The organism is Pseudomonas sp. WP18 (assembly GCF_036689585.1).
In the GTDB taxonomy this organism is placed as follows: Bacteria; Pseudomonadota; Gammaproteobacteria; order Pseudomonadales; family Pseudomonadaceae; genus Aquipseudomonas; species Aquipseudomonas chlororaphis_E.
On sequence record NZ_CP144758.1, the window covers coordinates 1,136,846 to 1,159,448 of the forward strand.

Genomic DNA, 22,603 nt, shown 5'->3' on the forward strand with positions numbered 1-22,603 from the left:
GCCGGCCTCAGTGTGTGGTCGCCAGGGCCGTCGGCGCTGGCTTGGGCCGATGGAACAGTCGCTCGAGCCACAAGTATATGACCGGCGTGGTGAACAGCGTCAGCGCCTGGCTCACCAGCAGGCCCCCCACCACGGCGATGCCCAATGGCTGGCGCAGTTCCGCGCCAGTGCCGTAGCCGAGCATCAGCGGCAGGGCGCCGAGCAGGGCGGCCAGGGTCGTCATCATGATCGGCCGGAAGCGGGTCACGCAGGCCTGGAAGATCGCTTCCTGAGGGGGCAGCCCGCCGTTGCGCTGGGCGTCGAGGGCGAAGTCGATCATCAGGATGCCGTTTTTCTTGACGATGCCGATCAGCAGGACCAGGCCGATCAGGGCCATGATCGAAAAGTCCTGGCCCAGCAGCCAGAGCATGATCAGCGCACCGAGGCCCGCCGAGGGCAGGGTGGAGATGATGGTCAACGGATGCACGAAGCTCTCGTAAAGCACGCCGAGGATGATGTACACCGCCACCAGCGCGGCGAGGATCAGCCACGGCTGGCTGGCCAGCGAGCTCTGGAACGCCTGGGCCGCGCCCTGGAAGTTACCGGTGATGGCGGCCGGCATGCCGATCTCGTTCTTGGCCTGGTCGAGCATCCACACCGCATCCCCTAACGCCACGCCCGGTGCGAGGTTGAACGAGAGGTTGGCGGCCGGGAACATGCCGTCGTGGGCAATCGACAACGGGCCGCTGCTCGGTGCGTCGAAGCGGGCCAGGGCCGAGAGCGGCACCATCTCGCCGCTCAGGGGCGAGCGCAGGTAGAAGTACGCCAGGCTCTCGGCCTTGCCGCGTTGTGCGGTGTCGAGTTCCAGGATGACGTTGTACTGGTTGGTCTCGGTCTGGAACTCGTTGATCTGCCGCTGGCCGAAGGCGTCGTACAAGGCCTGGTCGACGTCGCTGGCGGTGAGGCCGAAGCGCGCGGCGGCACTGCGGTCGATGTTGATGTGGGTGATGCTGCCACCTGGTTGCAAGTCATTGGAGATGTCGCGGAACGCCGGGTTGCCACGCAATTTGTCGGTGAGCTTCTGGGTCCAGGCCGTGAGGCTCGGCCCGTCGTTGCTCTTGAGCACGTATTGATACTGGGCACGGCTGGGGCCGGAGCTTAAGTTGATGTCTTGCCCGGCTCGCAGGTACAGGACCACGCCGGGGATCTTCAGCAGCTTGGGGCGAATCCGGTCGATGAAGCCACTGGCCGAGACATCCCGCTGGTCCCGAGGCTTGAGGGCGATCCAGAAGCGGCCGTTGGCGATGGTCTGGTTGTTGCCCGAAACGCCGACGGAGTGGGAAAAGGTTGCCACGGCCGGGTCGGCGGCGACGATGTCGGCCAGGGCCTTGTGCTTGGCGACCATGTCCGGGAACGACACGTCGGCGGCGGCCTCGCTGGTGCCCAGCACCAGGCCGGTGTCCTGGACCGGGAAGAAGCCCTTGGGAATGAACACGTAGCCGCCCACGGCCAGCGCCAGGGTCAGGCCGAACACGCCGATCATCAGCTTCTGGTGAGCCAGGGCCCGCCGCAATCCGCGTTCGTACCGGGCTAGCAGGCGTTCGCCGAAACCCGGCTTGCCGTGGGCATGATGTACCGGGGCGCGCATGAAAAGCGCGGCGAGGGTCGGCGCCAGGGTCAACGACACCACCACCGAGATCAGGATGGTGGAGGTGGCCGTCAGGGCAAATTCCTTGAACAGCCGCCCGACCACGCCGCCCATGAACAGCAGCGGGATGAACGCGGCGATCAGCGAGAAGCTGATGGACACCACCGTGAAGCCGATCTCGCCGGCGCCCTTGATCGCCGCCTCGCGCATGCCTTCGCCGGCCTCAAGATGACGGTGAATGTTCTCCACCACCACGATCGCATCGTCCACCACGAAGCCCACCGAAATGACGATCGCCACCAGGGTCAGGTTGTTCAGGCTGAAGCCCATGATGTACATCAGGGCGAAACTGGCGGTCAGCGAAACCCCCAGCACCGCCGAGACAATCAGGGTTGCCGAGAGCTGGCGCAGGAACAGGGCCATGACCGCCACCACCAGCAACACGGTGATCAGCAGGGTGATTTCCACTTCGTGCAGCGAGGCGCGGATGGTCTGGGTACGGTCGATCAGCACCTTGACCTGCATCGCGGCGGGCAACATGGCTTGCAGGGTCGGCAGGGCCGCCTGGATACGGTCGACGGTCTCGACGATGTTCGCCCCCGGCTGCCGGAAGATCACCAGGTTGAGCCCCGGTTCGTTGTCGGACCAGGCCTGGACGTAGGCGTTTTCCGAGCCGCTGATGACCTTGGCGACGTCCTTGAGGTGCACCGGTGCGCCATTTTTGTAGGACACGATCAGCTCACGGTATTCCTCGGGCTGGAACAGCTGGTCGTTGGTGGACAGGGTGGAAATGCTCGATTCACCGTACAGGGCGCCCTTGGCCAGGTTGAGGCTGGCCTGTTGCAGCGACAGGCGGATGTCGGCCAGGGTCAGGCCGATGGCGGCGAGCCGGTCGGCCGAGGCCTGGACCCGGATCGCCGGGCGTTGCTGGCCGGTGATGTTGACTTGCCCTACGCCATCGATCTGGCTGATCTGACGGGCAAGAAGCGTTTCGACGTAGTCGCTCAGCTCGGTACCGGGCATCAGGGTGGAACTGATGCTGAGGATCAGCACGGGGCTGTCGGCCGGGTTGACCTTGCGCCAGGTCGGCAGGTTCGGCATGTCGTTGGGCAGTTTGCCGGCGGCGGTGTTGATGGCCGCCTGCACTTCCTGGGCGGCGGTGTCGATGCTTTTGCCGAGGCTGAATTGCAGGATCAGGTTGGTCGAGCCCAAGGCGCTGCTGGAGGTCATCTGGGTGATGCCGGGGATGGCGCTGAATTGCACCTCCAGCGGTGTCGCCACCGACGACGCCATGGTTTCCGGGCTGGCGCCGGGTAGCTGGGCGTTGACCTGGATGGTCGGGAACTCCGCCTCCGGCAACGGCGCGACGGGCAAGCGGGGAAACGCGATCAGCCCCAGCAGGACCAGGGCGAATGTCAGCAGCACCGTGGCGATCGGGTGGTTGATGCACCACGTCGAAATCGAGCCGCGGCCCTTCATGGTTGCGGCTCCGCGGACTTGGCCAGGGCCGGTGGGTCACTGAGCACCTGGATGTGGCTGCCGGGCTTGAGCCGTGATTGGCCGTCGCTGACCAGTTGGTCGCCGGGGTTCACGCCCTTGATGATGTTCAGGTCGCTGTCCTGATGGACCATCACCACCGGCACGCTCTCCACCGTATCGCCCTTGACCCGGTACACGAAGTGTTGCTCCAGCCCGCGCTGGACCACGGTCGGCGGCACCACCAGGGCGTCCTTGTCGACCGTGGTCTGGATCTTCAGGGTCACCAGTTGCCCTGGCCACAGCCGTTGCGCGGCGTTGCTGAACTCAGCCTTGGCCCGCAGCGTTCCAGTGTTGGCGTTGATCTGGTTGTCGATCAGGCTCAGCCGACCCTCGCCGAGCAGTTCCCCGGTCGTGGCATCGGCGCCGATGAACGCCTGGACCAGGGCCTGGTCGGGCGCGGCGATCAAGCGTTGCAGGGTGGGCAGCATTTGCTGGGGCAGGGAGAACTCCACCGCGATCGGGTCGATCTGGGTCACCGTGAACAGGCCTTCGGTGTCGCTGGTGCGCAGGAAGTTGCCTTCGTCGACGTTGCGGATGCCGACGCGCCCGGTCACCGGGGAACGGATCTGGGTGTAGGACAACTGCACCGTGGCCGCGTCGATGGCCGCCTGGTTGCCCTGGGCCGTGGCCTTGAGCTGATTGACTAAAGCCTGTTGCTGGTCGTAGGTCTGCTTCGACACGCCGTCGTCGACGCTCAGCAGCTTGTAGCGCTTGAGATTGACCTGGGCCACCGCCAGTTGAGCCTGGCTCTCGCCGAGCTGGGCCCTGGCCTGGTCGAGGCTGGCGCGGATCGAGCGGTCGTCGATGGTCGCCAGCAGGTCGCCTTTTTGCACCCGTTGCCCTTCCTTGACCAGCAGGCGGGTCAGGATGCCGTCGATCTGCGGACGAATGACCACGCTGTGCAGCGACAGCACCGTGCCGATGCCGCTGGCAAAGCGCGGCACGTCCTTTTGCACCACGCTGACCACCCGCACCGGAATGGCGGCGGGCGCGGCAGGCTTGGCGGTGACGGGCTTCATGAGCAACCAGAAGACCAGGGCCGCCAGGGCGACCAGGAACGCAACGAGCAGGACGGTTTTTTTCTGGATGTGCATGGATGCGAAGAGCCGGTTCAGGACGGTGGGATTTCTACCGCTCTTATATAGCGTTGCGAGGCGGTCAGGAAGGTGACGCCTAACTGACAGGCGCGTCAGTTTCGTCCCAAGGGGCTGTCGGACGAGTGGTGACGCTGATCGAATCTGCCCGATGCATTGCCGTGGCGGGCGGGTATACTGCGCGCTTTCGTGGCTCGCTCAACCGCCCCGACACGCACCTATTGTGGGGCTGCTGCGCAGCCCAGCGGGAGCAAGCTCCCTCGCCACGGATTGATGTCCCACCTCAAGTGAACACATTGACATGACTTCCCCGACACCGTCGCTCGCCGACGACCAGGCCGAGCGGCCTGACAGCGATGTTCCCAGCGCCGAGCGCGACAAGGCGGTGATCCCGGCCTTCAAGTTTCCGTTCAAGCCCGGCGAGTTGGCCGCGGCCAAAGGGGCCGCGCAACAGCCGTGGTACAAGAACGGCGCGAAGAACGGCCACACCAAGACCCCGGGCGCCGCGCCTCCCGGCACGCGTCGCTCGATGGGCAAGCGCTGAGCCGCCTCTGTTGAGCACGGGCGGTTTCAGTTCACCGCCCGTGCGCCCGCCAGGCTGCCACTCAATTCATAGGCCGTGAGCTCGGCCTGGTGCGCCGCCAGGATTTCCGGCAACGAGCCGCGCAGGTATTCGACCCAGGTCTTGATCTTTGCGTCCAGGTATTGGCGTGAGGGGTAGATAGCGTAGAGGTTCAGTTCCTGGGAGCGGTAGTTGGGCATGACCCGCACCAGCGTGCCGTTACGCAGGCCTTCGATGGCGGCGTACACCGGCAACACCCCGATCCCCATGCCGCTGATGATCGCGGTTTTCATCGCGTCGGCAGAATTCACCAGGAACGGTGAGCTGTTGATGGTGACCATTTCCTGGCCTTCCGGGCCGTCGAACACCCATTTTTCCAGCGGAATGACCGGGCTGACCAGCCTCAGGCAGGCGTGGTTGAGCAGGTCGCTGGGCTTTTGTGGGCAGCCGCTGGCCTTCACGTAGGCCGGGGACGCGCAGACGATGCTGTAGGTGATCCCCAGGCGCTGGGAGACGAAGCCTGAATCCGGTAATTCGCTGGCGAGCACGATGGACACGTCGTAGCCCTCGTCGAGGATGTCCGGCACCCGGTTGGCCAGGGTCAGGTCGAACGTGACGTCCGGATGGGTCTTGCGGTAGCGGGCAATGGCGTCGATCACGAAATGCTGGCCGATACCGGTCATGGTGTGGACCTTCAACTGCCCGGCGGGGCGCGCGTGGGCATCGCTGGCCTCGGCTTCGGCTTCTTCCACATACGCCAGGATCTGCTCGCAACGCAGCAAGTAGCGCTTACCCGCCTCGGTCAGGGCAATCCGTCGGGTGGTGCGGTTGAGCAAGCGGGTTTGCAGGTGGGCTTCGAGGTTGGAAACCGCGCGCGAAACGTTGGCCGTGGTGGTGTCCAGTTGCGCGGCGGCAGCGGTGAAACTGCCAGCTTCGGCAACACAGCTGAACGCGCGCATGTTTTGCAAGGTGTCCATGGAGGGCTCTCTTGGGAGGTAGCAAATTGTGACATGAAGTTACAGCGCTACGGGACCCCGACGATGGGATTATCGCGTTAACGGTAACAAAGATTCGCAGAAAGGTCGGCTTATCGCCGATGAGCCTCGTACCTAGAATTGCCTCCACTGTTGCAGCGCCTTACACCGAGGTCTTGAGCCCGGGCTTGCTGTGGGAGCGAGCTTGCTCGCGATAGCGGAGTGTCAGCTTGTAAAGAAGCTGACTGTGACGCCTTCATCGCGAGCAAGCTCGCTCCCACAGGTTTGGCGGTAACAGGCAACTACCTTCCTTCTGTCATGCCCATCTCAGGATATTTTCGCAAGTGCCGCGTTGCATCAGCAGAGAGCTGAAGACTCTCAGTGTTTGGGTTCTGGCGTTCACCATCAGCGGTTGCATCGGTACGGGAGGGATTGCGCCGCGGGGCGAGGCCATGCCGGCCGATCAACTGGCCACCGATGCCGCCATTCGCGAAGCCGCCCGCGATGCCCACTGGCCCGAACGCCAGTGGTGGCAGGCTTATGGCGATCGGCAGTTGGATCGCTGGATCGACCTGGCCCTGCAAGGCAACCCGAGCCTGGCGATGGCCGCGGCCCGGGTTCGACAGGCCAAGGCCATGGCCGGTGTGGTCGAGGCCGCCGAGTCGCTGCAGGTCAACGGCGAAGCGACCCTCAAGCGTCACAACTGGCCCACCGATCAGTTCTACGGCCCTGGCGAGCTGGCCAATACCACCACCTGGGACAACAATGCCGCCCTGGGCTTGAGCTATGCCCTGGACCTGCGGGGCCGGGAGCGCAACGCCAGCGAGCGGGCGGTGGACCTGGCCCACGCGAGCGTGGCCGAGGCGCGGCAGGCGCAACTGGAACTGCAGAACAACATCGTGCACGCCTACATTCAGTTGTCCCTGCACTACGCCCAGCGGGATATCGTCGTCGCGACGCTGCACCAACAGGAGCAGATTCTCGACTTGGCGCAAAAACGCCTGAAGGGCGGCATCGGCACCCATTTCGAGGTGAGCCAGGCCCGGGCGCCGTTGCCCGAGACTCACCGTCAACTCGACGCCATCGACGAAGCCATTGCCTTGAGTCGCAATCAATTGTCCGCGCTGGCGGGCAAGGGACCGGGTGCGGGCGCGCAGTTGCAGCGTCCGACGCTGGTCCTTGGCGCCCCCCTGAAACTGCCCTCGGCACTGCCCGCCGACCTGCTCGGCCAGCGTCCGGATGTGGTGGCGGGGCGTTGGCAGGTGGCGGCCCAGGCCCGGGGTATCGACGTGGCGCACGCGGGGTTCTATCCCAATGTCGACCTGGTGGGCAGCCTGGGTTACATGGCCACCGGCGGTGGCATGCTGGAGTTTCTCACCGGCAAGAAGCTCACCTACAACGTCGGGCCGGCGATCTCGCTGCCGATTTTCGAGGGTGGGCGCCTGCGCGCGCAGTTGGGCGAGGCGGCCGCCGGCTATGACCTGGCCGTAGCGCATTACAACCAGACGCTGGTCAATGCGCTCAAGGGCATCTCCGACCAGCTGATCCGTCGCCAGTCCATGGACAAGCAACACGCCTTCGCCGCCGAGTCCGTGGCGGCCGCGCAACGCACCTACGACATCGCCCTGGTGGCGTTCCGGCGCGGGCTGACCGACTACCTCAACGTGCTCAACGCCCAGAGCCTGTTGTTCAAGCAGCAACAGGTGCAGCAACAGGTGGAGGCCGCGCGCCTGAGTGCCCACGCCGACCTGGTGACGGCGCTGGGCGGCGGGCTCGACGCCGGTAGTGATGTGCCCGCGAAATGAACTGGAACCGTACCGTGGCGAGGGCGCTTGCCACAGGGGCAGTGTTTTCCTTGGTTGAGTGCTGCCTATGACACCGCTATTTGCCTCCCTGCGCTGGCTCTACCGCCTCGAATGGCGCCGCGGCTTCTACGACTGGGCCCGCAGCGACGGGGTGACCTGGGTCTACATGTTCAAGGTCCTGCTGGCCGCCTTCCTCACGCTGTGGTTGGCGATGCGCCTGGAACTGCCACAGCCGCGCACGGCCATGATCACCGTGTTCATCGTCATGCAGCCGCAGAGTGGCCAGGTGTTCGCCAAGAGTTTCTACCGCTTTCTCGGCACCCTGGCCGGCTCGGCGGTGATGGTGGCGTTGATTGCCCTGTTCGCCCAGAACACCGAATTGTTTCTCGGCAGCCTGACGCTCTGGGTCGGTCTCTGCACGGCCGGCGCGGCGCGTTATCGCAACTTTCGTGCATACGGTTTCGTGTTGGCCGGCTACACCGCCGCGATGATCGGCCTGCCCGCCCTGGCGCACCCGGAAGGGGCGTTCATGGCGGCGGTGTGGCGGGTGCTGGAGATTTCCCTGGGAATTCTCTGCGCCACCCTGGTCAGCGCCGCGATCCTGCCGCAGACCGCCAGCGCCGCCATGCGCAATGCCTTGTACCAGCGCTTCGGCGTGTTTGCCCTGTTCGTCACCGATGGCTTGCGCGGACGCAGCCGGTGGGAGGCATTCGAAGCCGGCAATGTGCGCTTCATCGCCGAAGCTGTCGGCCTGGAAAGCCTGCGCAGTGTGACCGTGTTCGAAGACCCGCACATGCGCCGCCGCAATGGCCGGCTCAGTCGCCTGAACAGCGAATTCATGGGCATCACCACCCGCTTCAACGCCTTGCACCAGTTGCTCGAACGCCTGCGTGGCAGCGCCGCCGATCACGTGGTGAATGCCATCAAGCCGGGCTTGCAGACGCTGGCGGAACGGCTGGACGGTTTCAGTGGCCGGCCGCTGACCGACACCGATGCGGCGCGGCTGGCGGTGGCGCTGGCCGAGTACAAGGCCGACCTGCCGGCGCAGGTGCGGCGGCTGCGGGCGCTGTTCCAGGAAACGGCGCCGAGTGACGCCCAGCAGTTGGATTTCCATACGGCTTATGAACTGCTCTACCGCTTTGTCGATGACCTGCACGGTTATGCCCTGACCCACGCCTCCCTGGCCGACCACCGTCACGAACGTGAGCGCTGGGACGAGCCGTTCGTGCCCCAGACCAATGGCCTGGCGGCGGTCGCCTCGGGGTTCCGCGCCGCCTTCATCCTGTTGGTGCTGGGCAGCTATTGGGTGGCCACGGCCTGGCCGAGCGGCGCGACGATGACGATGATCGCCGCGGCTACTGTGGGTTTGTCGGCGGCGACGCCGAACCCCAAGCGCATGGCGTTCCAGATGGCTTGCGGCACTTTGCTTGGCGCGTTGATTGGCTTCGTCGAGATGTTCTTCGTGTTTCCTTTGATCGACGGTTTCCCGCTGCTCTGCGTGATGCTCGCGCCGGTCATCATGCTGGGGTCGTTTCTCAGTTCCCGACCGCAGTACGCCGGCGTCGGGCTGGGGTTGCTGATCTTCTTCTGCACCGGCTCGGTGCCGGACAACCTGACCGTCTACAACCCCTACGCGTTCATCAACGATTACCTGGCGATGATCCTCGGCATGCTGGTGTGCGCGGCCGCCGGCGCGATCATCCTGCCGCCCAATAGCCGTTGGCTGTGGCGTCGGCTCGAACAGGATTTGCGCGAGCAAGTGGTGTTCGCCATCAGCGGCAAGCTCAAGGGCCTGGCCTCGGGGTTCGAAAGCCGTAGTCGGGACCTGCTGCACCAAGCCTATGGCTTGGCGGCGGGCCAGCCTGGGGTGCAGCGTGATCTGCTGCGCTGGATGTTCGTGGTGCTGGAAGTCGGCCACGCGATCATCGAGTTGCGCAAGGAGCAGGCGATCCTGCCGGTGCACCCGGCGTATGCCGAAAGCCAGCCGTGGCGCCAGGCGATCCGCGGGATGGGCAGGGCGCTGGTGCGGCTGTTCCGCCAGCCGGGCCACAGCAACCTGGAACGGGCCCTGGCGGCGGTCGATCACGCCATCGGGCGCGTGCAGGCCACTGACGAACCCTTCGCGCCGCACTTCGACACGTCCGCCCTGCGGCGGGTGAAAAGCTACCTGCATTTCATCCGCACCTCGCTGCTCGACCCGCAATCACCATTGGCGGCCTACGCACCGCCGCTGCGCCAGGAACCTGAACATGCCCCGTGAGATCGCCTTCCATGGCGTGTACATGCCGACCATGACCCTGATGTTTTTCATCGCCGCCGCCTTGGCCTGGGCCCTGGACCGTTTCCTGTCCGGGCTGGATCTGTACCGCTTCTTCTGGCACCCGGCGCTGCTGCGCCTGAGTCTGTTTACCTGTCTGTTCGGCGCGTTGGCGCTGACGGTCTACCGTTGAGATCGATGCGATGAAAAAGTTTTTCAGCCTGCTTGCGACGCTGCTGGTGCTGGCCTTGGCGCTGTGGATCGGCCGTGCGTTGTGGGAGCACTACATGAACACGCCCTGGACCCGAGATGGCCGGGTGCGGGCCGACATCATCAACGTGGCCGCCGATGTCAGTGGTGAAGTGGTCGAGGTGGCGGTGCGCGATAACCAGCGGGTGAGCAAGGGTGACCTGCTGATGCGCATCGACCCCGAGCACTATCGCATCGCGGTCAAGCAAGCCCGCTCCCTGGTGGCCTCACGCAAGGCCACTTGGGAAATGCGCAAGGTCAACGCCCATCGCCGTGCCGACCTCGACAGCCTGGTGATCTCCCGGGAAAACCGCGACGACGCGAGCAACATCGCCGACTCGGCCCTGGCCGATTACCAGCATGCCCAGGCGCAACTGGAGGCCGCCGAGTTGAACCTGACGCGCACCGAAGTTCGTGCGGCGGTGGACGGCTACGTGACCAACCTCAACGTCCACCGTGGCGACTATGCGCGCATCGGCGAAGCGAAAATGGCCGTGGTGGACATGAACTCGTTCTGGGTCTACGGCTTCTTCGAGGAGACCAAGCTGCCCAAGGTGCGGATCGGCGATCCGGCGCAGCTGCAACTGATGAGCGGTGAGGTGCTCAAGGGGCACGTGGAAAGCATCTCCCGCGGCATCTACGACCGCGACAACCCGCAAAGCCGCGAGCTGATCGCCGACGTCAACCCGACCTTCAACTGGGTGCGCCTGGCCCAGCGGGTGCCGGTGCGCATCCACCTCGATGAAGTGCCCGAGGGCGTGTTGCTGGCAGCGGGGATGACCTGCACCGTAGTAGTCGAAAACCAGGCCGAGCGGTGACTGTGGGAGCAGGGATTTTGTGGTGTATGTGGATTTGTGGCGTGCCACGAAATCTGTGGGAGCGAGCTTGCTCGCGAAAGCGGTGGTTCAGTGGGCATTGACGGTGGCTGTGCTGGCGCTTTCGCGGGCAAGCCCGCTCCCACAAGAGAGCCGGGGCTGAGGCCAAATCTGCGCCCAAACCACAATCCTCCTGTGGGAGCGAGCTTGCTCGCGAAAGCGGTGGTTCAGTGGGCATTGACGGTGGCTGTGCTGGCGCTTTCGCGGGCAAGCCCGCTCCCACAAGAGAGCCGGGGCTGAGGCCAAATCTGCGCCCAAACCACAATCCTCCTGTGGGAGCGAGCTTGCTCGCGAAGGCGGTGGTTCAGTTGGCATTGACGGTGGCTGTGCTGGCGCTTTCGCGGGCAAGCCCGCTCCCACAATAGAGCCGGGGCTGAGGCCAAATCTGCGCCCGAACCACAATCCTTCTGTGGGAGCGAGCTTGCTCGCGAAGGCGGTGGGTCAGTTGGCATTGATGGTGGCTGTGCAGGCGCTTTCGCGGGCAAGCCCGCTCCCACAATAGAGCCGGGGCTGAGGCCAAATCTGCACCCAAACCACCCCCCTCCTGTGGCAGCCGCCGGGAGGTTTGTGGCCGTCGCGGTCCCCGTGGCGAGGGAGCTTGCTCCCGCTGGGTGGCGCAGCCGCCCCAAAAAATGCCCGGCGTTAAAGCGAGCCCCCCAGGCCAAACCGCTTCCTCAAGCCCTTCTCCAGCAACCCCTTGGGCAGCAAGCCCGCCATCAAGGGCAAGGCCCGGCTGCCGTTGCCCAGGCGCAGCAGGCGGGGTGGTTTGGGTTGTTGGGCGGCCTTGAGCAGTCCGGCGGCGAATTCGTCGGCTGGGGTCGGGTTGTCCTGGGAGGCCCTGGCCCTGGCGCGGATGCCGTCGCGCAGGGGCCACCAGGGTGATCGTTCGGTGAGCAGCTGTTCGGCTTCATGGCCGGCGTTCTTGGCGAAGCTGGAGGCGATGGCGCCGGGCTGGACCTCCATGACCCGGATGCCGAACGGCGCCAGCTCCATGCGCAAGGCATCGCTCAACGCATGCACGGCGGCCTTGGAGGCGCAGTAGGCGCCTGCGAACGGCGTGACCAGCACCCCGGAAACGCTGCCGATGTTCACCACCAACCCCCTGGCCCGACGCAGTACCGGAAACAGCGCGCGCGTCACGCCGACGATGGCGAACACATTGGTCTCGAACTGGCGCTGCATGGCCGGCACACCACCGTCGAGCAACGGGCCCATGGCGCCATAGCCGGCGTTGTTGATCAGCACATCGAGGCCGCCGTGCTGCTGGTTGATCCGCTCGCTCAACTGCTCCAGCGCCGCGCCATCATTCACGTCCAACTGAACAGCGGTAAACCCGGCGGCGCTCAGCGCCGCCACATCCTCAGCTTTACGTGCACTGGCCCAGACCTGATACCCGGCGGTCTTGAAGGCATCCGCCAGGGCGCGGCCGATGCCGCTGGAACATCCGGTGATCAACGCGACAGGCATGGTGCATTCCTTGTGCAAGAAAGTGGAGGCGTGGAATCAGTTGGAGAAACTACCGTGCAATCGCTCGGCGCGAAACTCCAGGCTCTGCGCACGATAGCCCGGACGCAGTGGCGGCAGCGGCAGGCAGTCCTGCCAGCTGGCGCCCGGTTGCAGTTCGCCGGGGCCACGATAGCGCGGTGCATCGTAGGGATTGTCGGCCAGGTTGAGGGTATCACCGGGGGCGTAGGCTGCGACCTGCCAGTACAGCTCGGTCAACGGCACGTCATTACCGTTGTTCAGGTTCAGCGACAGTGGACGGTCGGCGGGGCAGCGCTCGGGCGCATAGGTGATGCGCAGCTCCAGGCGATCGAGCTGGCGGTTCTCGCGGTTTTCCTGCCAGAGCACCCACGCCGCCACCAGGCCCAGCCCGACGAACGCGGCCAGGGACACCGGCAACGCCTTGGCCGGGTAGCGCAGCAACAGGATGAGCCAGGTGATGACCAGCAAGACGCCGATAAGCATGGTGGAAGCCTCCGATACCGTCGTCACATCCTACCGAACGCAACGGCGGTGGCGAAGCGCTGATGCGTGCCAGGACCGCAATGAAAAAAAAGCCCCCACCCAGGCCACTGCGGATAGGGGACGCAGTGGCCTGGATGGGGACTTTTTGTCTTGCCCGGTGTTATTGCGCGATGGTTTTCACCGACACGCCACGTTCGACGGGAGTGGAACGCCCGTAGATGTCCTCGAAGCGCTCGATGTCGTCTTCGCCCAGGTAGCTACCGGACTGCACTTCGATGATTTCCAGCGGGATCTTGCCCGGGTTGCGCAGGCGGTGGACCGACGCGATCGGGATGTAGGTCGACTGGTTCTCGCAGAGCAGGAACACGTTCTCGTCGCAGGTCACTTCGGCGGTGCCGCTGACCACGATCCAGTGTTCGGCACGGTGGTGGTGCATCTGCAGCGACAGGCACGCGCCCGGCTTGACCGAGATGTGCTTGACCTGGAAGCGACCACCCATGTCCACGGAGTCATACGAGCCCCACGGACGATACACTTCGCAGTGGTTCTGAGTTTCGGTACGACCCTGGGCGTTGAGGGTGTTGACCATCTTCTTGACGTCCTGGACCTTGTCCTTGTGGGCAATCATCATGGCGTCCTTGGTCTCGACCACCACGATGTTCTCCAGGCCGATCACCGACACCAGCTTGCCGTTGCCGTGGATCATGCAGTTGCGGCTGTCCTGGACCACCACGTCGCCCTTGGTGACGTTGCCGTCGGCATCCTTGGGATTGACTTCCCACAGCGACGCCCAGCAGCCGACATCGCTCCAGCCCGCCGACAGCGGCACCACGCAGGCGCGCTGGGTTTTTTCCATTACCGCGTAGTCGATGGAATTGTCCGGGCAGCAGGCGAAGGTGGCTTCGTCGAAGGTGATGGTGTCCGCGGTCTGCTCGCTGCGCTCAAGGGTCAGCAGGCAGGTGTCGTAGATGTCCGGATCGTGCTTTTTCAGCTCTTCCAGGAAACGGCTGGCGCGGAACAGGAACATGCCGCTGTTCCAGAAGTAGCCGCCGGCCTCGACGAACTCGGTGGCGCGCTTGACGTCGGGTTTTTCGACGAAGTGCGACACGCGGCTCACGCCTTCAGGCAGCAGCGCGTCGTTGGTCGACTTGATGTAGCCATAACCGGTTTCCGGTTTGGTGGCGGGTACGCCGAACAGCACCATTTCGCCTCGCTCGGCGGCCACGGTGGCCAGGGCCAGGGCGCGTTGCAGGGCCTTCTGGTCATCGATCACGTGGTCGGCCGGCAGCACCAGCATCAGCTCGTCGCGGCCTTCGTTGACCAGCATCATCGCGGTCAGCGCCACGGCCGGGGCGGTGTTGCGCCCGAATGGCTCCATCAGGATGCGCTGGGCTTCCAGGTTGCGGCCTGCCAGCTGCTCGTTGACGATGAAACGGTGGTCTTTGTTGCAGACCACGATCGGCGTGTCCATCCCTTCGAACACCAGGCGCTCGAGGGTTTGCTGGAACAGGGTGTGTTCGCCGGTCAGGGCCAGGAACTGTTTAGGGAATTGCTTGCGCGAAAGCGGCCAAAGACGTGAGCCGCTACCACCTGACAAGATCACCGGAATCATGTGTGTTACTCCTTTGAAGCGTAATGGTTATAGAGCTACTGCGTTCTGTCGTTTCACTCTTGTTTTTATTCCGTGCCCGACTGACACCCCAATTCAGGGTGGGAGCGGGCTTGCTCGCGAAAGTGGTGTTTCAGCCAACATCAATGTTGAATGTGAGACCGTATTCGCGAGCAAGCCCGCTCCCACAGGGGCACAGCGTCAATCAGGTGAATTCATCAGCGGGTCGACACTGGGCGTTTCACCCATACCGGCGACAGGCTGCTGCCGGAACCGGTGACGTAGAGCACGGCGGCTTCGCCACGCTCCAGGGCCACAGGCTTGAGGTCGCCGACTTTCTTGTCGCCTTCAAACAGCGCCAGGCTTACTTTCACCGGGTTGATTTCACGCTCGCCACGGCCTTTGGCCGCCACGTTCGGGACCACTTCGGTCTTGCCGTCGGCGGTCTTGAGGGTCAGAGCCTTGTCGCTGAGGTTCTGCACGCGCACCAGGGACTTCTGCTTGTTCTTGAACGGTGGTTCTTCGATCAGCTGAGGCTGGCCGCTGGCGTTGTTGACCAGGGTGTAATAGTGATCGGGAGCCAGTTTGACCGGGACGGTCTGGCTGCCGACCTTGGCGCTGTAGTCGCCGCCAGGCATGAAGCTGAAGTCGCTGCTGGCCAGTGGGGCCACGTCGTTGAGGTTGGTGCTGCCGACGGTGGCGCTGACTTCGGCGTTGCTGGCGTTGTAGATGCGCACGAAGCTCGAGCCTTTTGGCGCGACTGGGCCGTACAGGGCCGAGTCACCGGCAAAGGCGGAGAGCGAGAGGGCGCTCATGCTGGCGACGAGGGCGACAGCCTTGAAGGAGCGAGCGGCGAGACGGCGAGGAGTAGTGTTGAAAGTCATGGTGGACCTCTCTTTCAGTTTTGCGCCCGGTCGGGCGTCTCGGATGGGGTGTTGGCGGCTACGTTCTGTTGACGCGCGCCGGCTTGCTTGAGCTCTGCGACCCACTGCGGGTCGGCGTCGCCGATTTCGTTGTTCACAGGCAGGTAACGTTCAGGAAACTCCCAGATCAGCACCTGTGGCGGGCTGTTCTTGAAGGCGTCGCTCTTGAGGTAGCTGAGCATCGGCAGAATCGGGCCGTGGCCGTCTTCGGCGTAGTTCACGACGTCGCTGTGCAGGGCTTGCTTGAGGGCACCGACGAAGTTCCAGTTGGGGTTGGCGCTGTAGCTGGTGCCGATCAGGGCCACGGGCACCTGGGCATCGGCGAACAGCGCGTCGCCTTCGGCCGGCTGGTCGTCGGCTTCGCGGGTGTTGCGTTTGACCAGCGGCTCCTGGGCTGGCATCAGGTTCTCGAACAATGGATCGAGTGGCAGGAACTGGCGCAGGTCGCCCTTGTGGGTGATTTTCTCCGCGGGCTCGGTCACGAAACGCTGTGGCTGGCCTTCCAGCGGCGTGCGTTCGGCAATCGCCTTGGCGATGTGCTCGGCCGCGACCTGGGCACCTTCCGGAGTCCAGTGGGTGTCGGTGCGCAGGAACACTTGCTGGCCGCTTTGCTTGGCCTGTTGCAGGGGGCCAAGCAGGTCGGGGGCGAGGATCTTGTCAGCCGCCACGCGGCTGTGGAAATCCTGGTAGAGGTTGGCGTGAATGCTCGAAGGCTTCACTTCACCCAGGTGCTCGGGGTACAGCCGCGCCTTGGCCGGCACGATCGCCATGACCAGGGTCACGCCTTGTTCCTTGAGCTTCTGGCGCACGCCTTCGACCAGCGCGTAGTTGCCTTGCAGGTTCAGCTCTTCGTTGACGATCGGGTTGAACTCTTCGTCGCTGTACAGCCACTGGTCGCGGCCCAGGACCACGCCCTTGCGGCCTTCGTTGAACAGCTTGTAGTCCAGCGCGGCCCAGATGTTGGTGCCCAGGCGCTTGATCGGGAACTCGTCGTCGTAGTGCGTTTCCACGGCTTTGGCCCAGCGACCGTTGAGCACGGTCGCGTCCGGGTTGGTGTTGAAGCCGAAGAAGCTGCGCATCGACCAGAGACCCAGGGCCGTCAGGATCACCATGAACAGCGTGACATAGAAGATGCGTAATGAGCGGGTCATGTTCAGATCCCTCAGAACTGGAAGTAAAGGAACGGCGAGAAGCTTTGCGCCGAGAGTTTGAGAATCGAGGCAATGAACAGCAGCAGTACCAGGGCGCGCATCACGTAGCGCGACCAGTCCACGGTCCAGTAGGCCGGTTGCACCTGGGCTTCGACACCGACGGTGTAGCCGGGTTCGTGGATAGCCGACGGGTTGTCGCCTGGTACGGCCTTGATCAGGCCCGGTTGGGCGGTGGCCGGGCCGTTGGCCTCGGTGTTCACTTCAGGCTTGGCCTTGACCGGCGGACGGTTGGTGTAGAAGTCGCGCAGGCCGAAGAAGGCGAGGGTGACGTAGGCCACCACCAGCGTGGCGATCTGCAGGCCGGTGAGGTTGGCGCGGGTCAGTTCCGACAGCGACCAGTCGCCGAAGCTGAACATGGCGCCGTACATGCGACCGGCCACGTGCAGGTTCTCGGCACGGAAAATCACCCAGCCCATGACCACCAGCAGGAAGGTCAATGCCCAGCGGATCGGGTTGATGGTGCGTGGGGTGGTATTGATGCCCACGGCCTTTTCGATGGCCAGCCAGATGCCGTGCCAGGCGCCCCAGATCACGTAGGTGATGTTCGCACCGTGCCACAGGCCACCGAGCAGCATGGTCAGGAACAGGTTGCGGTAGGTCATCAACGTGCCTTTGCGGTTACCGCCCAGGGTGATGTAGAGGTAGTCGCGCAGCCAGGTGGAGAGGCTGATGTGCCAGCGACGCCAGAACTCGGTGATCGATTGGCTGATGTAGGGCTGCTTGAAGTTTTCCATGAAGCGGAAACCCATCATCAGGCCCAGGCCGATGGCCATGTCGCTGTAGCCGGAGAAGTCGAAGTACAGCTGCGCGGTGTAGGCCAGCGCACCGAGCCAGGCGTCACCGGTGGTCGGGTTCTGCAGGGCGAAGCAATGGTCGGCCACCACCGCCAGGGTGTCGGCGATGAACACTTTCTTGATGAAGCCCTGCATGAAGCGCGTGCAGCCTTCGGAGAACTTGTCCAGGGTGTGGGTGCGGTTGTTGAACTGGTCGGCCAGGTCGCGAAAGCGCAACACGGGGCCGGCGATCAGGTGCGGGAAAATCGCCACGAACGCCGCGAAGTCGATCAGGTTGCGGGTGGCCGGGGTGTCACCGCGATAGACGTCGATGATGTAGCTGATGGACTCGAAGATGTAGAACGAGATCCCGATCGGCAACAGCACGTGGGTCAGGATGAACGGCTCCAGGCCGAAGCTGGTCATGATCGCATTGAGGCTGTCCACGCCGAAGTTGGCGTACTTGAAGTAGCCCAGGATGCACAAGTCCACTGCCACGCCGAGCAACAGCCAGCGCTGGGCCGGTTTGGTCCGCACGCCGGCGGCACCGACCTTCAGGCCGATCCAGTAGTTCCACAGGGTGACGGCGGCGAACAAGGCCAGGAAGTCCACCCGCCACCAGGCATAGAACACATAGCTGGCAATCAGCAGCAGCAGGTTGCGATAGCGTTGCCCGCTCAAGTAATACAGGCCGAGAAAGATCGGCAAGAACAGGAACAGGAACACATTGGATGAAAATACCATCCCGATCTCTCCATGTTGAATCAACAGTCAAGGGCCAGAGCCCCCCCAAACCCCCCCATGAAAACCGGGGAGTGATGACCCTGTGGGAGCGGGCTTGCTCGCGAAGGCGGTGTGTCAGTCGACATCGATGCTGGATGTCAGAGCGCTTTCGCGAGCAAGCCCGCTCCCACAGGGATCCGTGTGTATCTAAGAACCTTTGCTGCCTTTTTCGTTGGCCGGGTCATACACCTTGGTCAAGTCCCCGCCGAGGCGGAAGGTCTTGAACGGTTGCATTTCATGCTTGCGTTCCAGCACATCCTCGGGGCAGCTGTAGAGGCTGCAGAACGGTTCGAGCCAGGCGAATTTCGAATCGACCCTCAAATCTTTCATGTCCTGCTCTTCGCCGTTCTTCTCTTCGAAGATCTCCGGGTCCTTCACCCCGGCCAGCACCCGGTCACCCAACCGCTTGAGGGCACCGTTGTTTTCCTGGCGCAGGTCGACACCGTTGACCTGGGCGAAACTGGCGATCATCGCCAGCGGCGGCAGGGCATAGTTGTGATACGACAAGGCCCGTTGCTTGCGCTTGAGTTCGTTGGGCAGGTAGCCGTCGGCGTCGACCTGGTTGACCCCGACCTTGTATTCCTTGACGGCCCAGTCGAACAGGTCGCGGCGGTTGGTTGCCACGGAGGTGGCCATCACCGACCAGGCGGCCCAGTACGAGTGGTTGTTGGTCTTGTCCAACGGCAGGTTGTCCCAGTCGCTGACCACCTGGTCGGCCATCTTGCTGAACCAGCTTTCGATCAGTTGCGCTTGTTCCTGATGGTTGGCCAGCGGCCGCGACTCGGAGAACTTCAAGCGCACATAGGCCGAGGCCATGCTGCCCAGGGCCCATTTGCGCATGGACTTGCCGGTGTGGTTGAAGTCCTTGGACATCAGCGCATCGGCCTTGGCCCAGGTGGTCAGCCAGTTCAGGGTGCATTCCAATTGTTCCGGGCGACCGTCACGCATGAATTGCATCACCTGCTTGCTGACGCCGCGCTCGATCTTGGTGATGTCGGCGGTGCTGTCGCGAAAGGCTTTTTCCGATTGCACGTTCAGGGTCGCGCGGGCCTTGTCGGAGCCCTCGTACTTGCTGCGAAATTGCAGGGAACCGGTGTAGGGCGTCGGGGTGGCATCGCAGCCTTGGGAGGCGTCGCCCACCTTGACCTTCTCGATCGGTGCGAAGTAGCCCTGTGGCGGGCGCAGCGGGGCCGCCGCCTGCGTGGCCCCGGCGAACATCGCCAGGGTCAGCAGGGACGGTGCCAGCAGTGTTTTCAACGTTCGGGTATGCGTGGTTCTGGTCATGAGACGAGACCTCATTGTCCGATCTGAGCCGTTTGTTCGGCTTGCACAGATGCGTTGCGTTTGCAGACTTTCGCTTCCACCTGCAGAGGGGCTGCACCGGCTTCAGGCCCCTGGACTTCCAGGGCCAGCAGGTTCTGGGAAGCCCAGTCTTCGTCGGTGCGCAGTTGGAAGGCGAAACGCCCGTCGGTTTCGGAGGTATCCGGTTTTTCGATCTTGATATCCTCGTGGCGCCCATTCATGTACCAGAGGGTGGCTTGCAAGGTTTTCACCGAGGTATCGGCGAAGCGGATGTCGATCTGGTGACTGCTGTTACGCAGGTCCATATTCTTGCTATTGACCATCAATTCGTTCTTGCCCGGCTTGAGGGCGGTCTTGCTGCTCATCAGCGCCGGCTTGCCTTCACAGCCGTTGTTGTCGAGCAACGCCATCATCTGGCGGTAGATGGTTTCCTGGTCCAGGCGATACAGCGGCGAGAACTCCCAGATGAGGATCTTCGGCGGGTTCTTCTGGAACTCTTCGCTGCCCAGGTACTGGATCATGGCGCCCTCGAAACCGCCGCCGGGGAAGGCCACGTTGAGGATGTCGGCGCCGATGGCTTCTTCCAGGAAACCGGCGAAGTTGTAGTTCTTGCCACTGTGGCTGGTGCCCACGAGGGTGATCTGCGGGTTGCCGGAATCGCCGAACAGGTCGCCGTCACCGGCCTCGCCCTTCGGCTCGGTGGTGAACTGGTCCATGTACTGGATGGCATAGCTGGTGCCGCACAGTTGGCCGGCCATGTTGTGCAGGGTGCCGGTCTTGCCCATGCGGCCGGACTTCTTGGTCTCGAATTCACGCTTGGGAATGTCGGCGAAGGCCGGGAGCTGCTTGACCTTCTCGGCAACGATCTTGGCCGTGCGTTGGGCACCGTAAGGCGTCCAGTGTTGGTCGCCACGGAAGTAGAAGTCGTGGGCCGGGAGGGTTTCAGGCAGGTTTTCGTTGGTCAGCGGCGACAGGTCCGGCACCACGTAACCCATCTGGGCGAAGCGGCCCAGCATGGTCTTGTAGTTGGTCAGGGCCTTGTCGAAATCGAAGCTGGCCTTCTCCTGGGGGTTGAGCTTGTTGCGGTTCACCAGGCCACGGGTCGGCTGGTAGACCAGCACCAGTTCGACACCCTTGGCCTTGAACGCGTCATGCAATTGTTGCAGGCGCTTGTAGCCGGCCGGGGTGGTGTTGAACTCGGTACGCAGGTCTTCCTGGGTCCGGAACAGCCAGTCACCCTGGGCCTGGACCAGCGTGGTGAAGTTCTGCTGGTAGCGCGTGGTGTAGTTCTTCGCATCGTGGGCCGCAGGGCACAGGTTGCAGCAAGGCTCGGCCGTGAAGGTCGGTGCCTGGATTTCATCGGCGCGCGCGCCCGAGGTGGCGGCGAGAATGCCGGCAGTCAGGGCGGACAGGCCCAGAAGCTTGATCATCTGTGGGTTCATAAAGGTCATCCTCAGTCCCGCAATTCGGTCTGGCTTTCGACAGGGTCGATCAGCACGGCTTTCTGCTGGCGCACCAGCAGGTCGAGAATTTCATCCTGGCGTTCACCCAGGATTCCCGTGAAGCTGATGCCGCTGGATTTGGTCGGCGCGAGCATGGACACGCGGTACAGCTCCACGCTCAAGGGCGAGTCGATGGACAGTGGGCCGCTGCCGTTGGCAGCCAGTTCACCACCCACCACGATCAGCGAGACCTCGGCGTCGAACGGGTCGAGCTTGATGTCGCGGTCAGTGTCGGACAGGTCCTTGATGTGGCCGTAGATCCCGGTCAGGCCGTTGGCCATGGATACGTTTTCGTAGAGGCGGATGTTCACGCTGTTACGAATCCGGATGCCGTGACGCTGGTTGCTGATCACCTTGTTGTCCCACAACAGGTTGTCGGCACTCTCGTAGAGGGTGATGCCGTCGGTGTGGTTCTTGTAGATCTCGTTGTAGGCAATGATGTTGTTGACGCTGTTACGGTCGATCACCAGGCCCGAGAGCTTGTTGTCGTAGCTGCGGTTGTTGAAGATGAAGCTGTCGTTGACCTCACGGGAAATGATGATCCCGTGCTTCTTCTTCGTCCCGTAGACCGTGTTGTCGGCGATGATCAGCCGATGGGAACGGTCGTGGGGGTCGATGCCGTAGACGATGTTGTCTTTGTAGGTGTTGCTCTTGACCACGAAGTCTCGGGTCTCGTAGCAGTAGAAGCCGTACCACATGTCCGAGAACTCGGAACCGATGATCCAGCCGGTCGGTTCCGGACGCTTGAGGACCTTGGCCATGTTCGGCGTGTACTGGGAAATACTCACCCCGTACGACTTACTGTTGGAGTAACCGAAGCTGGCCATCTTGGTATTGACGATGTAGGTCTCGGTGCCGCCCCAGGACAGCAGGAACGGACGGAATTCCTTGGGCGAGCGGAACGTGGCGGGGCCGTTGTCCTTTTCACGCCAGCCGGTGACCTTGGTGTCGCGGATGAACATCTGGCCATCGTTGACCAGGAACGAGCCGCCCTCCTGGGACAGGCGCAGTTCCTGGGTCTGTTTGTCGATTTCCAGGATGCCCTTCTGGCCGACCACGATCGGGATCTTCGCCAGGTAGACACCGGGCGAGGTCTCGATGATGTACTTGGGCACCTTCTTGGCCACGTCCTTGAGGTTCATGTAGCCGTCGTCGAGGAAGATGGCCTGGGGGATGCCGTGCTGGCGCACCACCCACTCGGCCATCTTGTTGTCGCCGCCGATGAAGTCCTTCAAGGCGTTTTCCTGCATCATCCGGCGCACGCTGACCTTGCCGGTCTTGGTCCGCACGATCTTGGCCGCGGCCGCTTCGGCGGTGAAGCCCTTGAGGTCGGGCAAGGTCGGCTTGGCCAGTTCCAGCGGCGCGGTCGGCGCGCTGTTGACGGTGTAGGTCTTGGCGCGTTGCAGTTCCTTGACCACGTTGCCTGGCTTGACCGCCGGTTCAACGTTGGCGAACGCCGGCGAGCCGGCCAGCAGCATCGCTGCGACCAACAGGCTGATCGAACCTTTCATCGCCTGGCTGTTCCTGAGGTAGCGGTTCATTTCGGGCAC

Annotated in this window: 17 protein-coding genes; 5 read left to right on the top strand and 12 right to left on the bottom strand. The window is 63.5% G+C overall.

Features of this window, described 5'->3' with window-relative positions:
- Window positions 1-7: 7 nt before the first annotated feature.
- Together V5F23_RS04910 and V5F23_RS04915 are read right to left on the bottom strand one after the other, a co-directional pair.
- Entirely contained in the window at window positions 8-3,106 is a 3,099-nt protein-coding gene (locus tag V5F23_RS04910; protein WP_212803430.1) for a multidrug efflux RND transporter permease subunit, read from the bottom strand.
- Complete coding sequence (locus V5F23_RS04915; protein ID WP_042731883.1) at window positions 3,103-4,260, bottom strand: efflux RND transporter periplasmic adaptor subunit; 1,158 nt, start codon at window positions 4,258-4,260, stop codon at window positions 3,103-3,105. Before V5F23_RS04915 ends, V5F23_RS04910 begins: the two co-directional genes overlap by 4 nt.
- Window positions 4,261-4,561: 301 nt before the next feature.
- On the opposite strand from V5F23_RS04915, the gene V5F23_RS04920 reads away from it, so the two are divergent.
- Window positions 4,562-4,804 (top strand): hypothetical protein, encoded by a 243-nt coding sequence (locus tag V5F23_RS04920; RefSeq protein WP_042731882.1) that lies wholly within the window; start codon window positions 4,562-4,564, stop codon window positions 4,802-4,804.
- 26 nt (window positions 4,805-4,830) lie between these two features.
- Here V5F23_RS04920 and V5F23_RS04925 read toward each other — a convergent pair whose 3' ends face one another.
- On the bottom strand, window positions 4,831-5,799 hold the full coding sequence (locus V5F23_RS04925; RefSeq protein ID WP_042731881.1) for a LysR family transcriptional regulator: 969 nt from the start codon (window positions 5,797-5,799) through the stop codon (window positions 4,831-4,833).
- 341 nt (window positions 5,800-6,140) lie between these two features.
- On the opposite strand from V5F23_RS04925, the gene V5F23_RS04930 reads away from it, so the two are divergent.
- The 4 genes from V5F23_RS04930 (at window position 6,141) to V5F23_RS04945 (ending at window position 10,925) form a co-directional block, all read left to right on the top strand.
- The gene (locus V5F23_RS04930; protein WP_042731880.1) at window positions 6,141-7,601 is read left to right on the top strand and encodes an efflux transporter outer membrane subunit; all 1,461 of its coding nucleotides are present in this window, start codon (window positions 6,141-6,143) and stop codon (window positions 7,599-7,601) included.
- Between the two features lie 67 nt (window positions 7,602-7,668).
- Window positions 7,669-9,861, top strand: a complete 2,193-nt coding sequence (locus V5F23_RS04935; protein ID WP_338497709.1) for an FUSC family protein — start codon at window positions 7,669-7,671, stop codon at window positions 9,859-9,861.
- Window positions 9,851-10,051 carry a DUF1656 domain-containing protein gene (locus V5F23_RS04940; RefSeq protein ID WP_024617598.1) on the top strand — a complete coding sequence of 67 codons (201 nt, stop codon included), beginning with the start codon at window positions 9,851-9,853 and terminating at the stop codon, window positions 10,049-10,051. The genes V5F23_RS04935 and V5F23_RS04940 overlap by 11 nt, the downstream gene beginning before the upstream one ends.
- Before the next feature lie 10 nt (window positions 10,052-10,061).
- Window positions 10,062-10,925: an HlyD family secretion protein gene (locus V5F23_RS04945; protein ID WP_042732899.1), complete on the top strand. Its 864-nt coding sequence runs from the start codon at window positions 10,062-10,064 to the stop codon at window positions 10,923-10,925.
- 699 nt (window positions 10,926-11,624) lie between these two features.
- Here V5F23_RS04945 and V5F23_RS04950 read toward each other — a convergent pair.
- The 9 genes from V5F23_RS04950 to algG all read right to left on the bottom strand — a co-directional run bounded on the left by V5F23_RS04950 (window position 11,625) and on the right by algG (window position 22,594).
- Window positions 11,625-12,449 carry an SDR family oxidoreductase gene (locus V5F23_RS04950; protein WP_042729906.1) on the bottom strand — a complete coding sequence of 275 codons (825 nt, stop codon included), beginning with the start codon at window positions 12,447-12,449 and terminating at the stop codon, window positions 11,625-11,627.
- A gap of 36 nt (window positions 12,450-12,485) precedes the next feature.
- The gene (locus tag V5F23_RS04955; RefSeq protein WP_042729905.1) at window positions 12,486-12,950 is read right to left on the bottom strand and encodes a hypothetical protein; all 465 of its coding nucleotides are present in this window, start codon (window positions 12,948-12,950) and stop codon (window positions 12,486-12,488) included.
- Window positions 12,951-13,110: 160 nt separating this feature from the next.
- On the bottom strand, window positions 13,111-14,562 hold the full coding sequence (locus V5F23_RS04960; protein WP_042729904.1) for a mannose-1-phosphate guanylyltransferase/mannose-6-phosphate isomerase: 1,452 nt from the start codon (window positions 14,560-14,562) through the stop codon (window positions 13,111-13,113).
- Between the two features lie 215 nt (window positions 14,563-14,777).
- Window positions 14,778-15,443, bottom strand: coding sequence for an alginate O-acetyltransferase AlgF (locus tag V5F23_RS04965; protein ID WP_042729903.1), 666 nt, complete (start codon window positions 15,441-15,443; stop codon window positions 14,778-14,780).
- A 14-nt stretch (window positions 15,444-15,457) separates the two neighbouring features.
- Window positions 15,458-16,633, bottom strand: a complete 1,176-nt coding sequence (locus tag V5F23_RS04970; RefSeq protein WP_042729902.1) for an alginate O-acetyltransferase — start codon at window positions 16,631-16,633, stop codon at window positions 15,458-15,460.
- Between the two features lie 11 nt (window positions 16,634-16,644).
- Window positions 16,645-18,210, bottom strand: a complete 1,566-nt coding sequence (locus V5F23_RS04975; RefSeq protein ID WP_042729901.1) for an MBOAT family protein — start codon at window positions 18,208-18,210, stop codon at window positions 16,645-16,647.
- A gap of 186 nt (window positions 18,211-18,396) precedes the next feature.
- On the bottom strand, window positions 18,397-19,533 hold the full coding sequence (locus V5F23_RS04980) for a mannuronate-specific alginate lyase (RefSeq protein ID WP_042729900.1): 1,137 nt from the start codon (window positions 19,531-19,533) through the stop codon (window positions 18,397-18,399).
- Window positions 19,534-19,544: 11 nt separating this feature from the next.
- Complete coding sequence (locus V5F23_RS04985; protein ID WP_042729899.1) at window positions 19,545-20,993, bottom strand: alginate O-acetyltransferase; 1,449 nt, start codon at window positions 20,991-20,993, stop codon at window positions 19,545-19,547.
- Window positions 20,994-21,004: 11 nt separating this feature from the next.
- Window positions 21,005-22,594: a mannuronan 5-epimerase AlgG gene (gene algG / locus V5F23_RS04990; protein WP_042729908.1), complete on the bottom strand. Its 1,590-nt coding sequence runs from the start codon at window positions 22,592-22,594 to the stop codon at window positions 21,005-21,007.
- Window positions 22,595-22,603: the final 9 nt, after the last annotated feature.

Coding starts and splice junctions, on each gene's coding strand:
- V5F23_RS04980 (WP_042729900.1), bottom strand. CDS start 19,533: ATGACCAGAACCACGCATACCCGAACGTTGAAAACACTGCTGGCACCG.
- V5F23_RS04970 (WP_042729902.1), bottom strand. CDS start 16,633: ATGACCCGCTCATTACGCATCTTCTATGTCACGCTGTTCATGGTGATC.
- V5F23_RS04940 (WP_024617598.1), top strand. CDS start 9,851: ATGCCCCGTGAGATCGCCTTCCATGGCGTGTACATGCCGACCATGACC.
- V5F23_RS04920 (WP_042731882.1), top strand. CDS start 4,562: ATGACTTCCCCGACACCGTCGCTCGCCGACGACCAGGCCGAGCGGCCT.
- V5F23_RS04955 (WP_042729905.1), bottom strand. CDS start 12,950: ATGCTTATCGGCGTCTTGCTGGTCATCACCTGGCTCATCCTGTTGCTG.
- V5F23_RS04975 (WP_042729901.1), bottom strand. CDS start 18,210: ATGGTATTTTCATCCAATGTGTTCCTGTTCCTGTTCTTGCCGATCTTT.
- V5F23_RS04945 (WP_042732899.1), top strand. CDS start 10,062: ATGAAAAAGTTTTTCAGCCTGCTTGCGACGCTGCTGGTGCTGGCCTTG.
- algG (WP_042729908.1), bottom strand. CDS start 22,594: ATGAACCGCTACCTCAGGAACAGCCAGGCGATGAAAGGTTCGATCAGC.
- V5F23_RS04910 (WP_212803430.1), bottom strand. CDS start 3,106: ATGAAGGGCCGCGGCTCGATTTCGACGTGGTGCATCAACCACCCGATC.
- V5F23_RS04925 (WP_042731881.1), bottom strand. CDS start 5,799: ATGGACACCTTGCAAAACATGCGCGCGTTCAGCTGTGTTGCCGAAGCT.
- V5F23_RS04965 (WP_042729903.1), bottom strand. CDS start 15,443: ATGACTTTCAACACTACTCCTCGCCGTCTCGCCGCTCGCTCCTTCAAG.
- V5F23_RS04985 (WP_042729899.1), bottom strand. CDS start 20,993: ATGAACCCACAGATGATCAAGCTTCTGGGCCTGTCCGCCCTGACTGCC.
- V5F23_RS04950 (WP_042729906.1), bottom strand. CDS start 12,449: ATGCCTGTCGCGTTGATCACCGGATGTTCCAGCGGCATCGGCCGCGCC.
- V5F23_RS04935 (WP_338497709.1), top strand. CDS start 7,669: ATGACACCGCTATTTGCCTCCCTGCGCTGGCTCTACCGCCTCGAATGG.
- V5F23_RS04915 (WP_042731883.1), bottom strand. CDS start 4,260: ATGCACATCCAGAAAAAAACCGTCCTGCTCGTTGCGTTCCTGGTCGCC.
- V5F23_RS04960 (WP_042729904.1), bottom strand. CDS start 14,562: ATGATTCCGGTGATCTTGTCAGGTGGTAGCGGCTCACGTCTTTGGCCG.